18 protein-coding genes are annotated in these 19,423 nt (G+C 74.4%); 11 read left to right on the top strand and 7 right to left on the bottom strand.

The window, feature by feature from the left end:
• The first annotated feature begins 158 nt into the window (after window positions 1–158).
• The 4 genes from IH54_RS0135180 (at window position 159) to IH54_RS0135165 (ending at window position 3,472) form a co-directional block, all read left to right on the top strand.
• On the top strand, window positions 159–710 hold the full coding sequence (locus IH54_RS0135180) for a sigma-70 family RNA polymerase sigma factor (protein ID WP_267965260.1): 552 nt from the start codon (window positions 159–161) through the stop codon (window positions 708–710).
• Window positions 707–1,405, top strand: coding sequence for a zf-HC2 domain-containing protein (locus IH54_RS0135175; RefSeq protein ID WP_031524949.1), 699 nt, complete (start codon window positions 707–709; stop codon window positions 1,403–1,405). The genes IH54_RS0135180 and IH54_RS0135175 overlap by 4 nt, the downstream gene beginning before the upstream one ends.
• A 154-nt stretch (window positions 1,406–1,559) precedes the next feature.
• Entirely contained in the window at window positions 1,560–2,639 is a 1,080-nt protein-coding gene (locus tag IH54_RS0135170; protein ID WP_078862762.1) for an ATP-binding cassette domain-containing protein, read from the top strand.
• Window positions 2,636–3,472, top strand: a complete 837-nt coding sequence (locus IH54_RS0135165; RefSeq protein ID WP_031524945.1) for an ABC transporter permease — start codon at window positions 2,636–2,638, stop codon at window positions 3,470–3,472. The genes IH54_RS0135170 and IH54_RS0135165 overlap by 4 nt, the downstream gene beginning before the upstream one ends.
• A 25-nt stretch (window positions 3,473–3,497) precedes the next feature.
• Here the strand turns inward: IH54_RS0135165 and IH54_RS0135155 are convergent, their stop codons facing one another.
• Window positions 3,498–6,974, bottom strand: coding sequence for a BTAD domain-containing putative transcriptional regulator (locus tag IH54_RS0135155; protein WP_043183204.1), 3,477 nt, complete (start codon window positions 6,972–6,974; stop codon window positions 3,498–3,500).
• A 475-nt stretch (window positions 6,975–7,449) separates the two neighbouring features.
• Between IH54_RS0135155 and IH54_RS0135150 the strand changes: the two genes are divergently transcribed.
• Window positions 7,450–8,235: a site-2 protease family protein gene (locus tag IH54_RS0135150; protein WP_052398211.1), complete on the top strand. Its 786-nt coding sequence runs from the start codon at window positions 7,450–7,452 to the stop codon at window positions 8,233–8,235.
• 21 nt (window positions 8,236–8,256) lie between these two features.
• On the opposite strand, the gene IH54_RS0135145 is transcribed toward IH54_RS0135150, so the two are convergent.
• Window positions 8,257–8,451 carry a hypothetical protein gene (locus tag IH54_RS0135145; protein WP_031524940.1) on the bottom strand — a complete coding sequence of 65 codons (195 nt, stop codon included), beginning with the start codon at window positions 8,449–8,451 and terminating at the stop codon, window positions 8,257–8,259.
• A 121-nt stretch (window positions 8,452–8,572) separates the two neighbouring features.
• On the opposite strand from IH54_RS0135145, the gene IH54_RS0135140 reads away from it, so the two are divergent.
• The gene (locus IH54_RS0135140; RefSeq protein WP_031524938.1) at window positions 8,573–10,258 is read left to right on the top strand and encodes an FUSC family protein; all 1,686 of its coding nucleotides are present in this window, start codon (window positions 8,573–8,575) and stop codon (window positions 10,256–10,258) included.
• Window positions 10,255–10,767, top strand: a complete 513-nt coding sequence (locus IH54_RS0135135; RefSeq protein ID WP_031524935.1) for a MarR family winged helix-turn-helix transcriptional regulator — start codon at window positions 10,255–10,257, stop codon at window positions 10,765–10,767. Before IH54_RS0135140 ends, IH54_RS0135135 begins: the two co-directional genes overlap by 4 nt.
• Window positions 10,768–11,131: 364 nt before the next feature.
• Here IH54_RS0135135 and npdG read toward each other — a convergent pair whose 3' ends face one another.
• Window positions 11,132–11,857 (bottom strand): NADPH-dependent F420 reductase, encoded by a 726-nt coding sequence (gene npdG / locus IH54_RS0135130; protein WP_031524933.1) that lies wholly within the window; start codon window positions 11,855–11,857, stop codon window positions 11,132–11,134.
• An 84-nt stretch (window positions 11,858–11,941) separates the two neighbouring features.
• Window positions 11,942–12,775, bottom strand: a complete 834-nt coding sequence (ddaH, locus tag IH54_RS0135125; protein WP_043183203.1) for a dimethylargininase — start codon at window positions 12,773–12,775, stop codon at window positions 11,942–11,944.
• 45 nt (window positions 12,776–12,820) lie between these two features.
• On the opposite strand from ddaH, the gene IH54_RS43905 reads away from it, so the two are divergent.
• The gene (locus tag IH54_RS43905; protein ID WP_078862759.1) at window positions 12,821–13,663 is read left to right on the top strand and encodes an HtaA domain-containing protein; all 843 of its coding nucleotides are present in this window, start codon (window positions 12,821–12,823) and stop codon (window positions 13,661–13,663) included.
• Window positions 13,660–15,042, top strand: coding sequence for an HtaA domain-containing protein (locus tag IH54_RS0135115; protein ID WP_031524926.1), 1,383 nt, complete (start codon window positions 13,660–13,662; stop codon window positions 15,040–15,042). The genes IH54_RS43905 and IH54_RS0135115 overlap by 4 nt, the downstream gene beginning before the upstream one ends.
• Window positions 15,043–15,208: 166 nt before the next feature.
• Here IH54_RS0135115 and IH54_RS0135110 read toward each other — a convergent pair whose 3' ends face one another.
• Window positions 15,209–15,895 (bottom strand): heme oxygenase (biliverdin-producing), encoded by a 687-nt coding sequence (locus IH54_RS0135110; RefSeq protein WP_031524924.1) that lies wholly within the window; start codon window positions 15,893–15,895, stop codon window positions 15,209–15,211.
• Window positions 15,896–16,127: 232 nt separating this feature from the next.
• Here IH54_RS0135110 and IH54_RS0135105 point away from each other — a divergent pair, with 232 nt between their 5' ends.
• Complete coding sequence (locus IH54_RS0135105; protein WP_031524922.1) at window positions 16,128–16,844, top strand: bifunctional DNA primase/polymerase; 717 nt, start codon at window positions 16,128–16,130, stop codon at window positions 16,842–16,844.
• 15 nt (window positions 16,845–16,859) lie between these two features.
• On the opposite strand, the gene IH54_RS0135100 is transcribed toward IH54_RS0135105, so the two are convergent.
• The gene (locus IH54_RS0135100) at window positions 16,860–17,828 is read right to left on the bottom strand and encodes a hypothetical protein (protein WP_031524920.1); all 969 of its coding nucleotides are present in this window, start codon (window positions 17,826–17,828) and stop codon (window positions 16,860–16,862) included.
• Between the two features lie 96 nt (window positions 17,829–17,924).
• Window positions 17,925–18,785 (bottom strand): type I methionyl aminopeptidase, encoded by an 861-nt coding sequence (map, locus tag IH54_RS0135095; RefSeq protein ID WP_031524918.1) that lies wholly within the window; start codon window positions 18,783–18,785, stop codon window positions 17,925–17,927.
• Between the two features lie 106 nt (window positions 18,786–18,891).
• Between map and IH54_RS0135090 the strand changes: the two genes are divergently transcribed.
• Entirely contained in the window at window positions 18,892–19,104 is a 213-nt protein-coding gene (locus IH54_RS0135090; RefSeq protein ID WP_031524915.1) for a hypothetical protein, read from the top strand.
• The last annotated feature ends 319 nt before the right edge of the window (window positions 19,105–19,423 follow it).

The raw sequence follows: 19,423 nt of genomic DNA, 5'->3' as shown, positions 1-19,423 counted from the left end.
CGCGCGTCCGTATGTGCCGGTGAGCGCTCCGCCCGGGGGCGCCCACCGGCACCGACGGGACGGACGGGACCCCCGCCATGAACCTCACTCCGCGTCGCGGTGCGCTCGCCGTGGGAGGCGATCTCGACCGCGCGGGCCGGGTAGGGCAGGATGCGCCCGTGGAAGGACCACCCCACGGACCTTCGGGACCGCCCGGCGCCGCTCCGGAGGAGGAGCTGATGCGGGCGCTGTACCGCGAGCACGCGGGCGCGCTGTACACGTACGTCCTGCGGCTCGTGGCCGGTGACCGCTTCCTGGCCGAGGACATCGTGCAGGAGACCCTGCTGCGGGCCTGGAAGAGCGCCGCCACGCTGGACCCCGCGGCCCGCTCGCTGCGGCCGTGGCTGGTGACCGTCGCCCGGCGGCTGGTCATCGACGGCCACCGCAGCCGCCAGGCGCGCCCGCCGGAGACCTCCCCGGCCGCGCTGGAGCAGGTGCCCGCCAGCGACGAGCTGGAGCGCTCGCTGCGCCTGATGACCATTTCCGACGCCTTGCAGGACCTGTCCGAGGCACATCGCGAGGCCCTCGTCGAAACGTACTTCCGGGGCCGTACCGTCAATGAGGCCGCCGCGGAGTTGGGGCTGCCGCCCGGCACCGTACGCTCGCGGGTGTTCTACGCGCTGCGCGCGCTGCGCAACGCGCTGGAGGAGAGGGGGGTGACGACGTCGTGAACCCGCACATGGACGTGGGCGCCTACCTGCTCGGCGCCCTCGACGACGGCGAGATGGCCCGCTTCGAGGAGCATCTGGCGGAGTGCGACCTGTGCGGGTACGAGCTGGACCAGCTCGGCGGGGTCGTGCCGGTACTGGCGGAGCTGCGCATCGACAGCGCGGACGGAACGGACGGGGCCGGCCTCGCCGGTCCGCCCAGCGGCGACGCGCTGCTGGACCGGCTGCTGGCGCAGGTCACGGGCACGCGCCGGTCACGGCGGCGGCGGCTGGTGGTCGCGGTGGCCGCGGCGGCGGTGCTGGTCGTCGGCGGCCCGTTGGTCGCCGTGCTGGCCGTGCAGCACGGCGACAGTTCCACCAGCGCGGCGCCGGGCTTCGGCACCCAGCAGCACACCGGCACGGACCCGGCCACGGGCGTCTCGGCGGTCGTCGGTGTCACGGACAAGGGCTGGGGCAGCATGATCGACCTGCGGCTGTCGGGCGTGCGCGGCCCGCTGACCTGCCGGCTGCTCGTCTACGCGATGAACGGCGACCAGCAGACCGTCGCCACCTGGTCCGTCCCCACGGACGGCTACGGCACCGACACCCAGCCCGTCCCGCTCACCGTGCACGGCGCCGCGGGGCTGCACCCCGGCGACATCACCCACTTCGAGATCCGCACCGAGCGCGGCGCGCTGCTCGTCAGCGTCCCCGCCTGACACCGCCGCCTCGACCGTTCCCGCAGGTCAGCGGCCCGCCGTGGGCGTACCGACGGCGTACCGACACGGCATGTCGGGGCGTGTCGGCGGCACCGACAGGGCATGTCGGCGCCGTGTCGGCGCCGTGTCGGAGGGGCCCGCCACAGTGGTGGACATGACGACGCGACCGAGCAGGAACAACGAGTCCGCCGTCGAGGTGCGGGGGCTGGTCAAACACTTCGGCCAGACCAAGGCACTCGACGGCGTCGACCTCGACGTGAAGCAGGGCACCGTCCTCGGGGTCCTCGGGCCGAACGGGGCCGGCAAGACCACCCTGGTGCGGGTGCTGTCCACGCTGCTGCGGCAGGACGCCGGCACGGCCACGGTGGCCGGCTACGACGTGCTGCGGCAGCCCCGGCAGCTGCGCCGGGTGATCGGCCTCACCGGGCAGTACGCCTCGGTGGACGAGAAGCTGTCCGGCCGGGAGAACCTCTACATGATCGGGCGGCTGCTCGACCTGTCGAGCCGGGAGGCCAAGGCGCGGGCCGACGAGCTGCTGGAGCGCTTCTCGCTGACCGAGGCCGCCACGCGCCCCGCGATGCACTACTCCGGCGGCATGCGCCGCCGCCTGGACCTGGCGGCGAGCATGACCGGCCGCCCGCAGGTGCTCTACCTGGACGAGCCGACGACCGGTCTCGACCCGCGCACCCGCAACGAGGTCTGGAAAGAGGTCCAGCACATGGTCGCCGACGGCGCGACGGTGCTGCTGACCACGCAGTACATGGAGGAGGCCGAGCAGCTCGCGAACGAGCTGACCGTCATCGACCGCGGCCGGGTGATCGCCAACGGCCGGGTGGCGGAGCTGAAGGCGAAGGTCGGCGGCCGCACCCTGGTGATCCGCCCGTCCGACCCGGTGCAGCTGCACCCGATGGCCGAGGCCGTCCGCGACGCGGGCCTCGCCGGGCTCGGCGAGGTGCAGACCGCCGCCGCCGACGGCGAGGTGTCGGTGCCGATCCTCACCGACGAGCAGCTGACGGCCGTGGTCGGCCTGCTGGCCGCGCGCGGCTTCGGCATCGCGCACATCGGCACGCACCTGCCCAGCCTGGACGAGGTCTTCCTCGCCGTCACCGGCAAGAAGGCCGACGACGGCACGCACGGTACGGACGGCCCGCACGACGATTCCGCGGCACCCACCGGTGACGCGACCGCCGCCCGCGCGGCGGGCAACGGGGAGAAGAAGAAGGTGACGGTATGACCACGGCCACGGCCACCCTCGACCGGCCGGCCACGACCGCCGCGGCGCCCCACGAGGGGCGGATAGGCCTGCGGGCCAACCTGCGGCACATCGGCGCCCTCTCGCGCCGCAACCTGCTCCAGATCAAGCAGGACCCGGAGTCGATGTTCGACGCCGTCCTGATGCCGATCATCTTCACGCTGCTGTTCGTGTACGTCTTCGGCGGCGCGGTCTCCGGCAAGGGCCACCAGCACGAGTACGTCAACTACGTGGTGCCCGGCCTGATGGCGATGATGGGCATGAACATCGCCCAGGCGGTCGGCACCGGTATCAACGACGACTTCAAGAAGGGGGTCATGGACCGCTTCCGCACGATGCCGATCGCGCGGTCCTCGGTCCTGATCGCCAAGATCGTCGTCGAGCTGGGCCGCATGATGGTCGCGACCCTCATCCTCCTCGGGATGGGCTTCGCCCTGGGGATGACCGTCGGCACGGACGTGCTGCACCTGCTGGCCGCGATCGCGCTGTCCGCGGTGTTCGGGGCGTCGCTGATGTGGATCTTCATCCTGCTGGGCCTGACCATGAAGACGCCGCAGGCAGTTCAGGGGGTCGCCATGCTCGTACTGATGCCGCTGCAGTTCGGCAGCTCCATCTTCGCCAAGCCGACCACGATGCCCGGCTGGCTGGAGGGCTTCACCAAGGTCAACCCGCTGTCCACGCTCGCCGACGCCTCCCGCAACCTGATCAACGGCGGGGCCGTCGCCCACTCGGTGTGGATCACCCTCGCCTGGACCGCGGGCATCACCCTGGTGACGGCGCCGCTCGCGGTGGCCCGCTTCCGCAAGAAGACCTGAGTGGCCGCCGGCGCGGCCGGCTGCTTCAGCCGGCCGGCTCCGCCACGTTGCCCATGAGGGCGATGGCCTCCTCCACCGCGAGGCCGTCGCCCTCGGCGTACGCGGCGGCGTACCGCTGCGGGCCGAGCAGCCCGAGCAGCCGCTCGGTGGTCGCGGCTACCCGCTCGGCCTCCGCGGGCGGCAGCGCGTTGGGGCGCAGACGGCGGTGGGCGTTGAGCAGGGCCGCGGCGCGGGTGGCGCGGCGATCGGCGAGGCCGCCCGGGGGCAGGGGCACGGGGGCGTGCTCCGACTCCGCGAGCAGCGAGAGGAGTTCGGCCGCGCCGGGGGCGAGGATCATGCCGATCCGCGGGGTGATCACATGGGCGATCGGGTGCTCGGCGAGCACGGCGAGGCCGTCGCGGATCATGTCGAGACCGGCGTGCGGCTCGCCCAGCAGGCCGACCAGATAGCCCTTCATGCTCACGAGCATGCCGGCGATGAAGCCGGGCTGGCCGCTGGTGTGCCGGCTGTCGTGCCGGGTCTCCTCGATGAGGTCCAGCGCCTCCGCGGCCTTCCCGACGTGCGTGAGCGCGCCCGCGAGCAGCACCCGGCCGTAGAAGCGGGCGCCGTCCTGGTCGGCGCCGTAGTCGGACGCCTCCTCGACACCCCGCCGCAGGGTCTGCATGCCCTCGTCGATCGCGCCCGTGTTGATCAGGGCGTCGCCCAACCGCACGGTGAGGACCGGGACATGCTGCTCCGAGCCGATCTTGTGGGCGAGCGCGATGCCCTTGCGGCAGCACTCGGCGGCGTGCGCCCACTCCCCCGCGTTGCCGGCCGCCTCCGCCTCGGCGGACAGCGTCTCGGCCATGCCCCACTCGTCGCCGAGCCGCTCGAAGATCCGCCGGCTCTCGGCGATGTCGCGGATCGAGCCCTCGACGTACTCGCTGACGTCGTTGTTCACCTTGGCCCGCAGCTGGAGCGAGAAGGCCAGCTCCCAGTCCCGGTGGTGGATGCGGCAGGACTCCACCGTCTCGTCCATCAGGCCGCGCAGCTTCTCGAAGTCGCCGGTGAAGAAGGCCGCGTACGGGCGCAGCAGGCCCGGGAAGCGGGCGGACTGCGGGAGGTGCGGCGGGTAGCTGGCGATCATCCGCTCGCCGAGCCGGGCGACGTCCGGCATCGTCCACCACTCCGTGTCGCCCTCGGAGGCGGCCATCTGCACCACCCGCACCCAGCGCCGGGCCTCGACGCGCTGCTGCTCGCCGAGCGGCGGCGGGTCGTCCAGCGGGCCGCGCTCGACCGGCTCCAGGTAGGTCGGGGCGTCGAACGGGTCCTCGCCCATCGCGGCGACCAGGCCGGGCCAGTAGCGGCGCTCCGAGATGTAGTTGCGCACCTCCCAGAACCACGAGCAGGCCAGCAGGAGCACGAGTGCCTCGTCCTCGTCGCCGGTGTCGACGGCGCGGCGCAGCGCGGCCCGCAGGTTCTCGTGCTCGCGCTCCAGCCGCTCGAACCAGACGAGCTGGCCCGCCCTGCGCATCTCCGGGTGGGCGGTGCGGACGAGCTCCCGGAAGTGGACGAGGTGGCGTCGGGCGACGGCGTCCCGCTCACCGGACTCGTCCAGCCGCTCGGCGGCGTACTCGGCGATCGTCTCCAGCATCCGGTAGCGCTCGCCGGCACCGGTGAACTCGGCGAGGACGAGGGACTTGTCGACGAGGGAGGCGAGGAGGGCAGCCGCGTCGGCGGCGTCGATACGGGCGCCGGTCCCGCCGGGGGCGGGGGTGGCGGCGCCGGGGGCGGGGTCGGCGGGGGTACGGGTGCCGGGTCCGCTCGGCGGTGCTGCGGGCGCGCGGGTGCCGCCGGGCGGCGGGGGGTCGGCGCAGATGGCCTCGACGGCCTCCAGCGTCCAGCCGCCGCGGAAGACGGCGAGGCGGCGCAGGAGGGTGCGCTCGGCGGGGTCGAGGAGGTCCCAGGACCAGTCGACGACCGCGCGCAGCGTCTGCTGGCGCGGCAGCAGCGTACGGCTGCCGCCGGTGAGCAGCCGGAAGCGGTCGTCGAGGCGGTCGGCGAGCCCGCGCGGCGACATACTGCGCAGCCGGGCGGCGGCCAGCTCGATGGCCAGCGGCAGGCCGTCCAGCCGGCGGCACAGCTCGGCGCACGCGACCGGGTCGTCGTCGACGGAGAAGCCGGGGCGGGCCGCGGCGCCGCGGTCGGCGAGCAGCCGCAGTGCGGTCGGATCCGGCAGCGGGTCCAGCGGGCGCACCAACTCCCCCGGTACGCCGAGGGGTTCGCGGCTCGTCGCGAGGACGGCCAGGCCCGGGCAGTCGGCGAGCAGCCGCTCGGCGAGGGTCGCGGCGGCGTCGATGACGTGCTCGCAGTTGTCGAGCACGAGGAGCAGCTCGCGGCCCGCGAGGAGGTCGGTGAGGCGGCGCACCGGGTCCTTGGTCTTGTTCTCCAGGGCCGCTATCGCCTCGCTGGTGAGGCCGTGCAGCTGGGTGTCGCGCAGGCCGAGCGAGCTGACCACGGCCTCGGGGAGGCCCAGCGGGTCGCTGACCGGGGCGAGTTCGGCGTACCAGACGCCGTCCGGCCAGCGGTCGGCGACGAGGTCGCCGGCCTCCTGCGACAGGCGGGTCTTGCCCGTGCCGCCGGGGCCGGTGAGCGTCACGAGCCGGGCACGGGTCAAGTCGTCGGCGACCGCGTCGAGTTCGGCCTCGCGGCCGACGAAGCTGGTGAGCCGGGCGCGGGAGTTGCCCTGCCGGGCGGGCCGCCGCTTCTCCACTGCCGGCCTCGGCGGCGGCGCCGGTTCGGGGTTCAGCAGCTCAGCGTGCAGGGCACGCAGTTCGGGGCTCGGGTCGGTGCCGAGTTCGTCCGCGAGGGAGCGCCGCACGCCCTCGTACGCCGCGAGCGCGTCCGCCGTGCGGCCCGCCGCGCGCAGGGCGCGGATGTGCAGGGCGTGCAGCGGCTCGTCCAGCGGGTGGTCGGCGGCCAGCCCCGCGAGCTCCGGCAGCACGCCCGCCGCGCGGCCGAGCTGCACCTCCGCCGCGAGCCGCAGCCGCCGGGCGTCCAGCCGCAGCGCCTCGGCACGTACGGCCACGCTGCCGCCCCGGTCCGGGAGGTCCGCGAGGGCGGGGCCGCGCCACAGGGCGAGGGCGTCCGCGAGCAGGACCGCGGCCTTGACGGCGTCGCCGTCGGCGAGCGCGCGGGACCCTTCGTCCGCGAGGCGCTCGAAACGGAAGAGGTCGACGTCGTCCTTCTCCGCGGCCAGCCGGTAGCCGCCCTCGACGGAGTCGACCGCGTCGTGCCCGATCGCCCGGCGGAGCCGTCCGACCAGGGCCTGGAGCGCGCCGGTCGCCCCGGCGGGCGGCTCGCCGTCCCACACGTCCTCGATCAGCGCGTCCGCCGCCACGACGCGGCCGGGCCGCAGCGCGAGCGCTGTCAGCAGCGCGCGCAGCCGCCCCCCGGCGAGCGACCCCCTCGCCTCCCCGCCGTCCCCCCACGCCTCGGCGCCCCCGAGGATCCCGTATCGCACTCCCCCATTCTTACGGATCCCCTGCGGGGCGAGTGTTTCCAGTCCCGCGGACGCCCCGCCGAGGGCGCGTTCTCCGGGCCCCGGACAGCCCCGCCGGGCAAGCGTCTTCCCGGGCCCCGGACGCCCCCGCCGGGCAAGCGTCTTCCCGGGCCCCGGACGCCCCCGCCGGGCAAGCGTCTTCCCGGGCCCCGGACGCCCCCGCCGGGCAAGCGCTTCAGGGGCGCGACCCCTGCCCCGCCGGGCGAGCGTTTCAGGGGCGCGTGGGGGCACCTCCCAGGCGGAGCTCTGGGGGAGGACTGCGCGACCAGCCCACCACCGGCCGGTGGTCCGGAACGAAACCGAACCGCCCCTTCGGGCCGGTGACGGCCCGCGCCCCGGTGGGGGCCCAGCTCAGGGCTTCCCCACAGCCCCCGGCATGGGAGAATGCACGCCACGCCGGGGCGGCCGAGGCCCCGGAAAGGGGAGAGGTCCGCTCATGAGCGTCACACCCATTCGCCAGGCCCGCGGGAGCGGGGACCGGTGGGTGAGCCCGGTGTTCCTGGGGATCGCCGCCGTCATGGGCGTATCGGGCTGGGCCCTGTGGACGGACTTCGCCTCGGACCCCGGCTTCGCCGTCTTCCTCTTCGTCGTGTCCGGCTGGGTCGTCTCCCTGTGCCTGCACGAGTACGCCCACGCCCGCACCGCCCTGCACAGCGGCGACATCAGCATCGGGTCGAAGGGCTACCTCACCCTCAACCCGCTGAAGTACGTCAACGCCGGGCTGTCGATCGTGCTGCCGGTGATCTTCGTGATCCTCGGCGGCATCGGCCTGCCCGGCGGCGCGGTCTTCATCGAGCGCGGCCGCATCCGGGGGCGGTGGAAGCACACCGCGATCTCGGCGGCGGGCCCGCTCGCGAACATCCTCTTCGCCCTCGCCCTGATGCTGCCGTTCACCACGGGCCTCGCGGACGACTGGCCGCTGGTCTTCTGCAAGGCGCTCAGCTTCCTGGCGTTCTTGCAGGTCAGCTCGGCTTTCCTGAATCTGCTGCCGGTGCCGGGCCTGGACGGCTACGGCATCTGGGAGCCGTGGCTGTCGTACAACATCCGCCGCCAGGCCGAGGCCTTCGCGCCGTTCGGGATGCTCGCCACCTTCGGCGTGCTGTACATCCCCGCGGTCAACGAGAAGTTCTTCAACGGCGTCTACCACGTCCTGGAGTGGTTCCACGTGTCGCCGTGGCTGGCCGCGAACGGCTACGTCCTCTTCCAGTTCTGGAAGAACTGAGCCCGGCGCCCCGGGCGGGGCTCAGCCCCGCTCGGGGGCCGCCGCGGAGGCCGCGGTGAGCCGCGCCTTACGGTGGTAGTACCACCACATGTTGCTGGAGACACCCGCGACGAGCACCCACACGATGCCGATCCAGTTGCCCTTCACGAAGGACACGACGGCGGCGGCTACGGCGAGCACGCACACCACGAGGGCGTAGACGGCGAGGCGGGGCATGGGCGTACGGCTCCTGTCCTGAGCAGCGCGGGGCGGCGTTCGGCCCATTCTCCCCCACGGCTGCCGGTGGGCTGCCCCGGCCATATCTTTTACGAGTAAAACACCTGTTAAGCTTATAGGCATGTCCCGCACGCCCACTCCCCGCACCCGCACTCGTCCCCGTCTCCCCCTCACCGGCCTCATGCGGCTCGGCGTCCCGTCGGAGACGTGGTTCAAGCCCGCGCTGAGCGTCGTCGTGTCCGTCGCGCCGCCCAACCTGCTGCTGCTCGCGCTCGGCCGGCTCGACCTGGCCCTTTACACGATGGCCGGGTCGCTGTGCGCCCTCTACGCGCACAACCGGCCGTACGCCGCCCGCGCCCGTGTGCTGGCCTGGGTCGTGCTCGGCATGCTCACGGGCTTCGCGGCCGCGCTCGTGACGGCGTCGCTGACCAGCAGCGCGGTGGTGCTGGTGACGGTCGGGGCGCTGCTGGCCGCGGGTCAGAAGGCGGTGTGCGACGCGACACGGGTCGGGCCCCCGGCCAATGTGATCTTCACCTTCATCAGCTCGGCCACCCTCTTCGCCCCGCAGGAGCTGGGGCAGGTCCCGGCGCACGTGGGCCTGGCGGCCCTCGCGGGCCTGTGGTCGTGGGTCGTCGGCATGGCGCCGGGGCTCGTCCGGCCGTACGGCCCGGAGCGCCGGGCCACCGCGCACGCACTGCGCGCCACCGCCGGATACGCCACCGGGTACGCGCAGTCCGGCGACGGCGACGGCGCCGCCCGTACGGCCGCGGCCGCCGCCCTGCACGCGGCCTGGCAGACGCTCGGCGCCTCCGGACCCCGCTCCACCGCCCGCGCCCCCCTCGCCCGGCTGCTGACCCGCGCGGAGGTCGCCCTCGCCTCCCCCGCGGACGCGGACCCCGCCCGGCTCCGGGCCTGGGCGGCGGCGCTGCGCGGCAACGGCGCCTTCCCCGGCGGGCCCGCGAGCGGCGCCGGTCCCGCGCGGGCGGCGCTGTCCGCCGGGGACGCCCCGCACGGCGCCCGGCGGCCCCGGACGCAGCGGCTCGGCGCGCTCGTACGGGAGCGGCTCGCGGGTGTCGCGCCGCTCGCCGTACGGACGGCGCTCGGGTGCGCGCTCGCCGGCTACGCGTCGCTCGCGCTCGGGGTCGGGCGGCCGTACTGGGCGCTCGTCACCGCCGCCTCGCTCTACCAGGCGAACGTCACGCTCACCTGGAACCGCGGGGTCCAGCGGGTCGTCGGCAACCTCCTCGGCGTCCTCCTCTTCGCCGCCCTCGCGCCGCTCAGCCACGTCAGCCGGCTCTCGCTCGTGCTGTGCTGCGTCGCGCTCAACTTCGGCGCCGAGGCGCTCATCACCCGCAACTACTGGCTCGGCAGCGTGTGCGTCACGCCCATGGCGCTGCTCATCACCGACTTCGCCCGCTACCAGGAGCCCGGCACGCTCATGGCCGACCGCGTGCTGGACACCGTCGTGGGGGCGCTCGTCGGCTTCGCCGCGGCCGTGGCCGTCACCAACCGGCGGGCCGCGGACCGTATCGAGCACGCGCTCGCCGCCGTCCACCGCGCCCGCGAGCACTCCGCCGGGCTGCTCGCCGCGCCCGAGCCCGACCCGCACGCCCTCACCGCCGCGCACCGCGACCTCACCGGCGCGCTCGTCGCCCTGCGCACCGCCGCCGACACCGCCGCGGGCGAGTGGTGGCAGCGGGACCTCCCGCAGGAGCGGGTGCTGCACGCCGAGCAGGCCGGGCACCGTACCCTCGCGGTGGCGATACGGCGGCAGGTGCCGCCGCCTGCGGAGGGCGTGCGCGTATGACGACAGACGACACGGTGGCAGGTGTCGTACGGCAGTGGAACGCCGTACGACCCGGCCTCGACACCGCCCCCATGGAGATCATCGGGCGCGTCAACCGCTGCGCGGCCCTGCTCCAGCAGGCGGAGGACGCGCCGCTGCGGCGCGCCGGGCTCACCCGGCCCGAGTTCGACGTCCTCGGCACGCTGCGCCGCACCGGCCACGAGCTGACACCGGGCGAGCTGGCCCGGGAGACCTTCTCCTCCGGCGCGGCCGTGACCAAGCGCCTGAAGTCCCTCACCGAACGCGGCCTCGTCGACCGCCGCCCCGACACCCGCGACCGCCGGGTCGCCCTGGTCCGGCTCACCGACGCGGGGCGCGAACTCGTCGACGGTCTGCTGCCGGAGCAGCTGTCGTACGAGGCCGCGGTCCTGTCCGGCGTCGCCGGACAGGCGCGGGAGGACCTGGCGGCACGGCTGAGCGAGCTGCTCGTCCAGCTGGAGGGGCGGCTCGGCGCTGCCGCGCGGGGGTAGCACCGCGACGCCGGCGGCACGGAAAGGCGTTCGGCGCGGGCGTGCGCAACGCGACGGGCACCGCCCGCACCGCGACGCCGGCGGCACGCAAAGGCGTTCGGCGCGAGCGTGCGCAACACGACGGGCACCGCCCGCACCGCGACGACGGACGCCCGCGACGCGGTGACCCGCACGAGGACCGTCCTCCGGCGGCGCCGCGCGGGTCGCCGGCACCGCGCGCCCGGCCCGGGTGGCCGCCCTCGCCCGCGCGGCGCGGCCGACAGTCCGCCGCCGGCGGTCGGGGTGACGGCTCGGCCCCCGCCCCCGACACCCGGCGGGCGCGGAGCCGCAGTCGGGACGTGCGGCTCCGCGGCGGGGATTCGGCTCAGACGTCCGTCAGGCGCAGGCCCGCGTGGGCCTTGTAGCGGCGGTTGGTGGAGATGAGGTTGGCCACCAGGGACTCGACCTGGTGGGCGTTGCGCAGGCGGCCCGCGAAGACGCCGCGCATGCCGGGGATGCGGGCGGCGAGGGCCTGGACCGTGTCCGTGTCGGCGCGGGAGTCGCCGAGGACCATGACGTCGGTGTCGATGGACTCGACCTCGGGGTTCTGGAGCAGCACCGCGGAGAGGTGGTGGAAGGCCGCGGTGACGCGGGAGTCGGGGAGCAGGGCCGCAGCCTGCTGGGCAGCACTGCCCTCCTCCGGGACGATCGCGTAGGCGCCCTGCTTGTCGAAGCCGAGCGGGTTGACGCAGTCGACGACGAGCTTGCCCGCGAGGTCGGCGCGCAGCTCCTCAAGGGTCTTGGCGTGGCCCTCCCACGGCACCGCCACGACCACGATGTCGCTGCGCCGCGCGCACTCCGCGTTCTCCGCGCCCTCGACGCCGTGGCCGAGCTCGTCGGCGGCGACCCTCGCGCGGTCCGCGCTGCGCGAGCCGATGATCACCCGCTGGCCGGCCCTGCCGAGCCGGTACGCGAGGCCGCGGCCCTGGTCACCGGTGCCGCCGAGCACTCCGACGACCAGGCCCGAGACGTCGGGCAGCGCCCAGGGGTCCTTCGCGGGGGCCTTGGGCCGGGCAGCGGCGGCGGTGTTGCTGTCGTCAGCGTTAGTCATGACGGCGATCCTGCCAGGTGGCCCCCGGCGAAGGGCGTTCCGGGGGCCACCGCGCCGCCCGAACGGCGGCTCCTCGGCGGGCGGTCAGGCCCCTGCGGGCGCCGGGCGCAGCTCCATCGTGCAGCACTTCACGCTGCCGCCGGCCTTGTGGAACTCGCTCATGTCGACGCCCACCGGCTCGTACCCGCGGTCGCGCAGGGCCGCGGCGAGCCCGGCCGCCCCGCGCGGGAGGAGGACGTTGCGGCCGTCACTCACCGCGTTGAGGCCGAGGACGGCGGCGTCCTCGGCGGTGGCCAGGAGGGCGTCCGGGAAGAGCCGGGCGAGGACGGCCCGCGAGCCGGGCGAGAAGGCGCCGGGGTAGTACATGATCTCGTCGGCGGTGTCGTCGAGGACGGCCAGCGCGGTGTCGAGGTGGTAGTAGCGAGGGTCGGTCAGCTCCAGGCTGATCACCGGCCGCCCGAAGAACTCCTGCGCCTCGTCGTGCGCGAGCGGGCTGCTGCGGAAGCCCTGTCCGGCGAGCAGCCATCCGGCGGTGACGGCGAAGTCGCCCTCGGCCTCGTTGACGTGCTCGGGCTCGCGTATGTCGGCGAAGCCCGCGGCGCGCTCCCGGAACCACGCGAGGTGCGCGGGTGCCTCGCCCGCGCGCTCGGGGTTCGCGAAGCGCGCGCCCAGCACGCGCCCGTCGACGACGGTCGCGCCGTTCGCGGCGAAGACCATGTCCGGCAGTCCCGGCACGGGGTCGAGGATCTCGACGGTGTGGCCGAGGCCGCGGTAGCGGTCGCGCAGGTCCTCCCACTGGAAGAGGGCGAGCGCGGGGTCGACGGGCTTGCGGGGGTCCATCCACGGGTTGATGGAGTACGCGACCTCGAAGTGCGCGGGTGGGCACATCAGGTAGCGACGGGGCGTGGGTATGCGCAACGCGGGCTCCTCGGGGTGTGAGTTCCCTGATACGGGGCCGGGCCGGTGGGCCCGTACCCCTGGCAGGATTGTGCGCCCGTTTCGGACGCCGGTAACCATGCCGTTCGCACCGGGCACCACCTGCCCGAGGACGCCCCCGTCCCGCCGGGCCGGGGGTGCGGACACCGTGGGGTCCGGCCGGTTCCGCTTCCCGCCCGCGCGGGGTCCCGCGAGCCCGCGTCCGGCACGCCGGGCGCGGGCTGCGCCGGCGGGGTGCGTTTCGCCGGGCACGAGAGGAGCGACGGGGTCCGCCGACCGGATCCCGCCATCTCCCGTTTCCCGGTGCGGATTTCGGGGGGCGGCGGTACGGTCTACGCCTACATGAGCAGCAAGGACAAGGACACCGGCAAGGTCGCGGTGTCCCGGCAGGTGCCGCTCGCACGTCTCGCGCCCGGCGGGGTGGACACCCGCGGGGTGGCGGGGACGCGGCCGGCACCGGCGGGGTTTCGCGAGACGCTCACGGCGCAGGGGGCCCGGGCCTTCGCCGGGTATCGCACGGCGGGGACGGCGACGGACCCCGTCGGCATGTCCGTCGCCCTCCGACAGGGCGTGGACCTGCCCGCGCGGCCCGGCACCGGCTCGGACGCCGCCGCGCCCGCGGCCGGCACCGTGCCGGCCGACGCGACGTCCGCGGACACCACCCCGCCGGGCGCCGGCTCCCGCGCCGCGGCCGGTCCGCGCGGCGACTCCTCACCGGCGGCAAGTCCCCTGCCGGCCACGGCGGCTGCCCTCACCGCGCCCTCAAAACGCCTGCGGGTGACGCGCCTTCGCCGTCGCCCCCGCTCCGCCGCGCGCCGACGCGCGGCACTCCGAACCCAGTCACGCCCTTCGAGGAGAGACCCGCCATGACCGCTCGTACCCGTACCCGCAGAACCGCGCTCGCGACGGCCGTCGTGCTGGCGGCGGGCGCCGCCGCGCTCGGCATGCCCGCGGCGGCGTCCGCCGCAGGAAGCAAGACGCTGCCGCTCAGCAGCGGCACCTTCGACTGGAGCGTGAAGCGGTCCCTCTGGTCGTACGTCAAGGACGCCGCCGGCGGCACCGTCACGACCGGCGACGGCGCCGCCGCCATGAGCGGCGGCACCGTCCGCTTCGCCGCCGTCGCGGGCTCCTACGACCCCGCGACGCACGCGGTGACGGCGGCCTTCAAGGGCAGCGTCGAATTCCGCTCGCCCGCGCACGGCCTGGACGTCACCCTCGGCGACCTCAAGGTGGCCACGCAGGGCGCCTCCGGCACGCTCACGGTCGACGTGACGGCGCACGGCAGCACCACGGACGACGTGGAATTCGCCACGCTCGACCTCTCCGGGGTGCAGCCGCGCGCCGGCGCGGACGGCTCGACGGGCTTCGACGAGATACAGGCGACCCTGACGGCCGCGGGCGCGAAGGCCTTCGACGGCCTGTACACGGCGGGCACCGCACTCGACTCCGGCAACCTGGCGGTGAAGGCCGCCGCTCCCACCACGCCGCCCACCACCCCGGCGGCCCTCGGCGGTCCGGCCGTGGTGGTCGGCGGCCATCTCGACTGGGGTGTCAAGGACGCCTTCCGCGCGTACGTGACGAGCCCGGGCGGCAAGGTCGAGCCGTCGGACGGGGTGACCGCCACCGCGGCCGGTTACCGCTTCACCAAGGCCACCGGCACCTGGAAACCGGCCGGCGAGAAGCTCGACGTGTCCTTCGGCGGCAGTGTCCGCTTCACTCACCAGGGGGGCACATATGCGATGGACCTGAAGCTCTCGGACCTGAAGGTGCACACCAAGGGCGCGACCGGCACCCTCACCGCGGACGTCGCCGGCAAGGACATGTTCAGCGGCCAGGTCATGGGCTACAACGACCTGACCATCGCCGACCTCAGCGGGGTCGCGCCCTACGTGGGATCCGGCCTGCTGAGCGTCCTCGCCGCCGAGGCGACGCTCACGGCGGACGGCGTCAAGGCCTTCAGCGGCTTCTACGAGAAGGGCACCGCCCTCGACCCGGTGACGCTCGCGGTCCTCGTGATCGACCTGCCCACCACCGCCCCGACCACCAGCGGCACCTCCGGCACGGGCACGCACGGGGCGGGCAGCGCCGGCGGCACGGGCACGCACGGGGCGGGCAACGCCGGCGGCACGGGCACGCAGCTCGCCGAGACGGGTGCGGGCGTGCCCACCGGCGCTCTCGTCGGAGCCGCGGGCGCGCTGGTGCTCACGGGCGCGGCCCTCACGGTGACGGCGGCCCGCCGCCGCGCCTGACCGCCGTACGACGGGACGCGGGCGCCCGCCCCCTGCGCAGCGGGGCGGGCGCCCGCGGCGTCGAGCACCGCGGACGTGGCGACGTACGCGGGACGCCGGGCGGACCACCACCGGCCGCCCGGCGTCCCGCCGCTCCCCTCGCGGGGAGCAGCTCAGGGGACGGACCTCACGCCGCGCGCGGGAATTCCTCTCCCAGCGCGGCGAACAGCTCGCTGTTGAGCCGGAAGGCCTCCCGGCACTCCTCGACGACGTGCTGCCGCTCCTGCTCGCCGATCGCGACCGCGTCCAGCAGCTCGCGGTACTCGCGCTTGAAGGCGGCCGGGTTGGCGATGTGCTCGAAGACATAGAAGCGGACGCCGTCGCCCTTGTGGGGCAGATTCCAGGTCTTCTCCGCGATACCGCGGATGACCTGGCCGCCGGAGAGGTCGCCGAGGTAGCGGGTGTAGTGGTGCGCGATGTAGCCCGCGGGCCATTCGGCCGCGGTCCGGGCGATACGGGCGGCGTAGCGGGCGGTGGCGGGCAGCGGGGCGGTGCGCTCGCGGCGGCCGGGGCCGAGGAGGTGGTCGAGGTCACGTTCCAGGGCGGGGACGCGCCGCAGCTCGGGCCGCAGGAAGGGCCCGGCGACCGGGTCTCCGGCGAGGGTGTCGGCGCCCTCCTCCAGGGCCCGGTAGACGTGCAGGAGCTGCTCGGCCAGGCGCGCGTAGGCGGTGACGCCGAGGCGGCCGCCGAGCAGGTCGGCCATGAAGCGCGAGTTCTCCGCCTCGGTGTGCCGGTCGCGGACGGCCTCGCGGATGACCGCGGAGAAGGGCTGCGCCGGTACGGGCGGGGTGAGGCCGGACAGGGGCGCTGGCATGGGAGACCTCCGGTGTCCTGCCGGGGCCCGAGCGCCGTCCGGCACTCCGGTCATCATGACTTAGGTATGCCTAAGTCACTGTGTTGCCGACGTCGTGTCGGGAAAAATCACCGGTGGAAGTGGCGGGAACACGGCGACCCCGGGTGGGTGTTCCTTCCCGGCAAGAGGGAGGATGTCCTCCACCAGCCGCGTACCGTGGACACTGCGGGACGGGGGCGAGGGAAGGAGCTCGATGGCAGGCAAGGGCAGGTTGGCCGGGTGGGTGCGCCGCCGCGCGGAGGGCGCCTCGGGCGCCGCTGGGGCCGATGTGCCCGACCTTCGCCGGGACCCGCTGGTCAGGGCCGCCACCGCCGCCGGATTCCCCGTCGCGCCCGCCGCCCACCCCGCGAACTACGGGTGCTCGTGCGAGCGCATCGGCTGTCCCATTCCCGCCGTCCATCCGATCTCCCCCGCGTGGCAGACGCAGGCCAGCACCGACCCGGACACCCTGGAGCGCTGGTTCGACCGCGACCCGCTGGCCAACTTCGTCACCGCCACCGGTGTCGGCCACGACGTCCTGGACGTCCCCGCCGAGGCCGGCCGGCTCGCCATCGAGCGGCTCGTCGCCGACGGCGCCACGCTTGGCCCGGTCGCCCTCGCCGGCGACCGGCTGCTGTTCTTCACCGCGACCCGCGGCAATCCCGCCGACGAGGACGAATGGTGGCCCTGCGAGCTGGACTGCCACCCCGAGACCCGCGACGAGCACCCCGGCATCCGCTGGCACTCGCGTGGCAGCTACGTCCTGCTGCCGCCCTCCCGGCTGCCGTCCGGCGAGACCGTCGAGTGGCTCGCCGGGCACGGCCCCGACCTGCCGCTCCCCGACCCGCTGCCGGTCCTCGACGTCCTCGCGGACGCGTGCGCGCAGTTCTCGTACGAGCCGGAGCGCGAGCCGGCGACCTGGCTGCGCTGAACGTCCCCTCGGGGGTCACTCGCCCTTCGCGGAGACCAGACCCACCACGCGGCTGAGGAAGGCCACCTTGCCGCTGCCGCCCCCCTTGGGCACGGTGACCAGCTCGTCGGCGACCGTCGACCGGGTGATCGACGTCTTGGGGGTGCCGGTCATGAGCGCCTTGGTGTCCTCGTCGAGCGAGAGGTTGTAGCCCGCCCGGAAGGTCGCGCGGGACTGGTGGCGGGTGGCGAAGAAGACCACCGCGCCGCCGTCCGCCGTCCGCAGCGCGACCGGCGTGAAGTCGCCGCCGCTCGCGGGCTGGTCGGCGTACTGGGTCACGGAGTTCGCCGTACTGCCCAGCGCGGCGCGGTCCGCCCGCACCTGCGAGGTGGAGCTGCCGTCGGCGAAGGTGCCGTCCCCGCCCTTGCCGAGGTAGTCGGCGTACGTCTGGCTCAACTGCCCCGGCTGGACCAGCAGATCCGTGCCGCCCAGGCCCAGGTCGACGGCGTAGCCGTCCTTGTCCTTCGCGAAGTCGGGCATCTGGGCGGTGGGAACGGCCGCCACGAAGGCCGCCTTCCACGGCTGGTCCGGTCCCGCGTGCCGGAAGACCAGCAGCCAGCGGCTGTCCGTGCCGCGGTTGGTGGCCACGTCGGCGACGAAGAACTTGGGCCAGCCCACCTGCCTGGGTATGAGGTAGCGGGCGTCGGAGAAGGCCAGCGGCTGGTAACCCGGGTTGCCCTGCGGGTGGTTGGTGTGCCGGGCGCGCAGCCCCGCCTCGTCCGTCGCGCCCAGCGCCCCGGACTCCACGGTGAGGATGTCCTGGGGCGAATACGCCTTGTTGGCCCGGTTGTTGACCGTCAGGAAGTTCGCCAGCACCGCGGCGGCCCTCTTCTGCTGCACCGACGGTACGTTCTCGCGCTCGCCGTGCACCGTCACGCACCCGGCCAGCGGCAGCAGGGCGAGCGCGGTGGCGGCGGCCCCGAGGCCCACCCTGCGGCGGTTCATGGCGCGCGGCTCCTCGACTCGTGCCTTGAGCTCCTGCAGAACTCCTGCGCGATCACGCGCGGAATCGCCGCCACACTACCGGCCGGGAACCCGCGCTCACGGCAGGGTCAGGATCTCCGCGCCCTCGGCCGTGACGACCAGGGTGTGCTCGAACTGCGCCGTGCGCCTGCGGTCCTTGGTCACGACCGTCCAGCCGTCGTCCCAGATGTCGTACTCGTGGGTGCCCAGCGTCAGCATCGGCTCGATCGTGAACGTCATGCCCGGCTTGATCACGGTCGTCGCGCGCGGGTCGTCGTAGTGCGGGATGATCAGCCCGGAGTGGAAGGACGTGTTGATGCCGTGCCCGGTGAAGTCCCGCACCACCCCGTAGCCGAAGCGCTTGGCGTACGACTCGATGACGCGCCCGATCACGTTGATCTGCCGCCCGGGCCGCACCGCCTTGATCGCCCGCGCGAGCGACTCGTGCGTGCGCTCGACGAGGAGCCGGGACTCCTCGTCGACCTCGCCCACGAGGTAGGTGGCGTTGCAGTCACCGTGCACTCCGTGGATGAACGCGGTCACGTCGATGTTCACGATGTCGCCGTCGCGCAGCACGGTCGAGTCCGGGATGCCGTGGCAGATCACCTCGTTGACGGAGGTGCACACGGACTTCGGGAAGCCGCGGTAGCCGAGGTCGGACGGGTACGCGCCCTGTCCGACCATGTACGCGTGCGCGATCGCGTCGAGCTCGTCCGTGGTCACCCCCGGAGCCACCGCCTCGGCCGCGGCCGCCATCGCCCGGGCGGCGATCCGCGAGGCGATCCGCATCCGCCCGACCGTCTCGTCGTCCTGCACCTCGGGCCCGGTGTACGGGGTGGGTCCCGGCTTCCCCACGTACTCCGGGCGCGGGATCGCCGGGGGTACCTGGCGGGTGGGCGAGAGCTTGCCGGGGACGAGCTGCGGCGACTGACCAGACATGCCGGGAAGTGTATCGGCGCGCACGATGGGGCTGAGGCCCGCGGGGCGGGGCTGGGGCCCGGCCGGCTGGGTAGATGCTTCCAGGTGGATGAAGGAGGAGGAGCTGATGGCGGTCTTCCGGACGAAGAAGCCGGCCGGCAAGCCGGGTGAGTGGTTCTACTGCCTGGACCACAAGCAGGCGGAGGAGGGGCCGCAGTGCCCCTCGAAGAACCGCTTCGGCCCGTATCCCTCGCGGGAGGCGGCGGAGCAGGCGATGCAGCAGGCTGCCGAGCGCAATCTCGAGTGGGACACGGATCCGCGGTGGTCCGACAAGTCCTGACCACCGCGGGTGGGGGCGGGGCTTGCGCCCCGGGGGTGCCTGTTGCGGTTGGCGTCGCGATCGTCCCTGCGGTGGGTGGTTGCTCGCGCAGTTCTCCCCCAGAGCTTTGCCTGGGAGGTGCCCCCACGCGCCCCTGGTGTACCCGGCGGGGCATCGCGCTTTCCGTGCGGTGGGTGGGGTCGGGGGCCACTCCGGGGGTACCTCCTCGGAATGCGCGTTCGCCGTCATCCGGTGTTGGTGAGGGGCTGGGAAGCGCATTCCTGCGGGGGCACCCCCGGATCGTCCCCCTCCCGACGTCTCGTCGGCGGCTGCCTGCCGG

The sequence above is a fragment of the Streptomyces sp. NRRL F-5123 genome (assembly GCF_000721495.1).
Lineage (GTDB): Bacteria > Actinomycetota > Actinomycetes > Streptomycetales > Streptomycetaceae > Actinacidiphila.
This window is presented reverse-complemented; position numbering and strand designations above follow the sequence as displayed.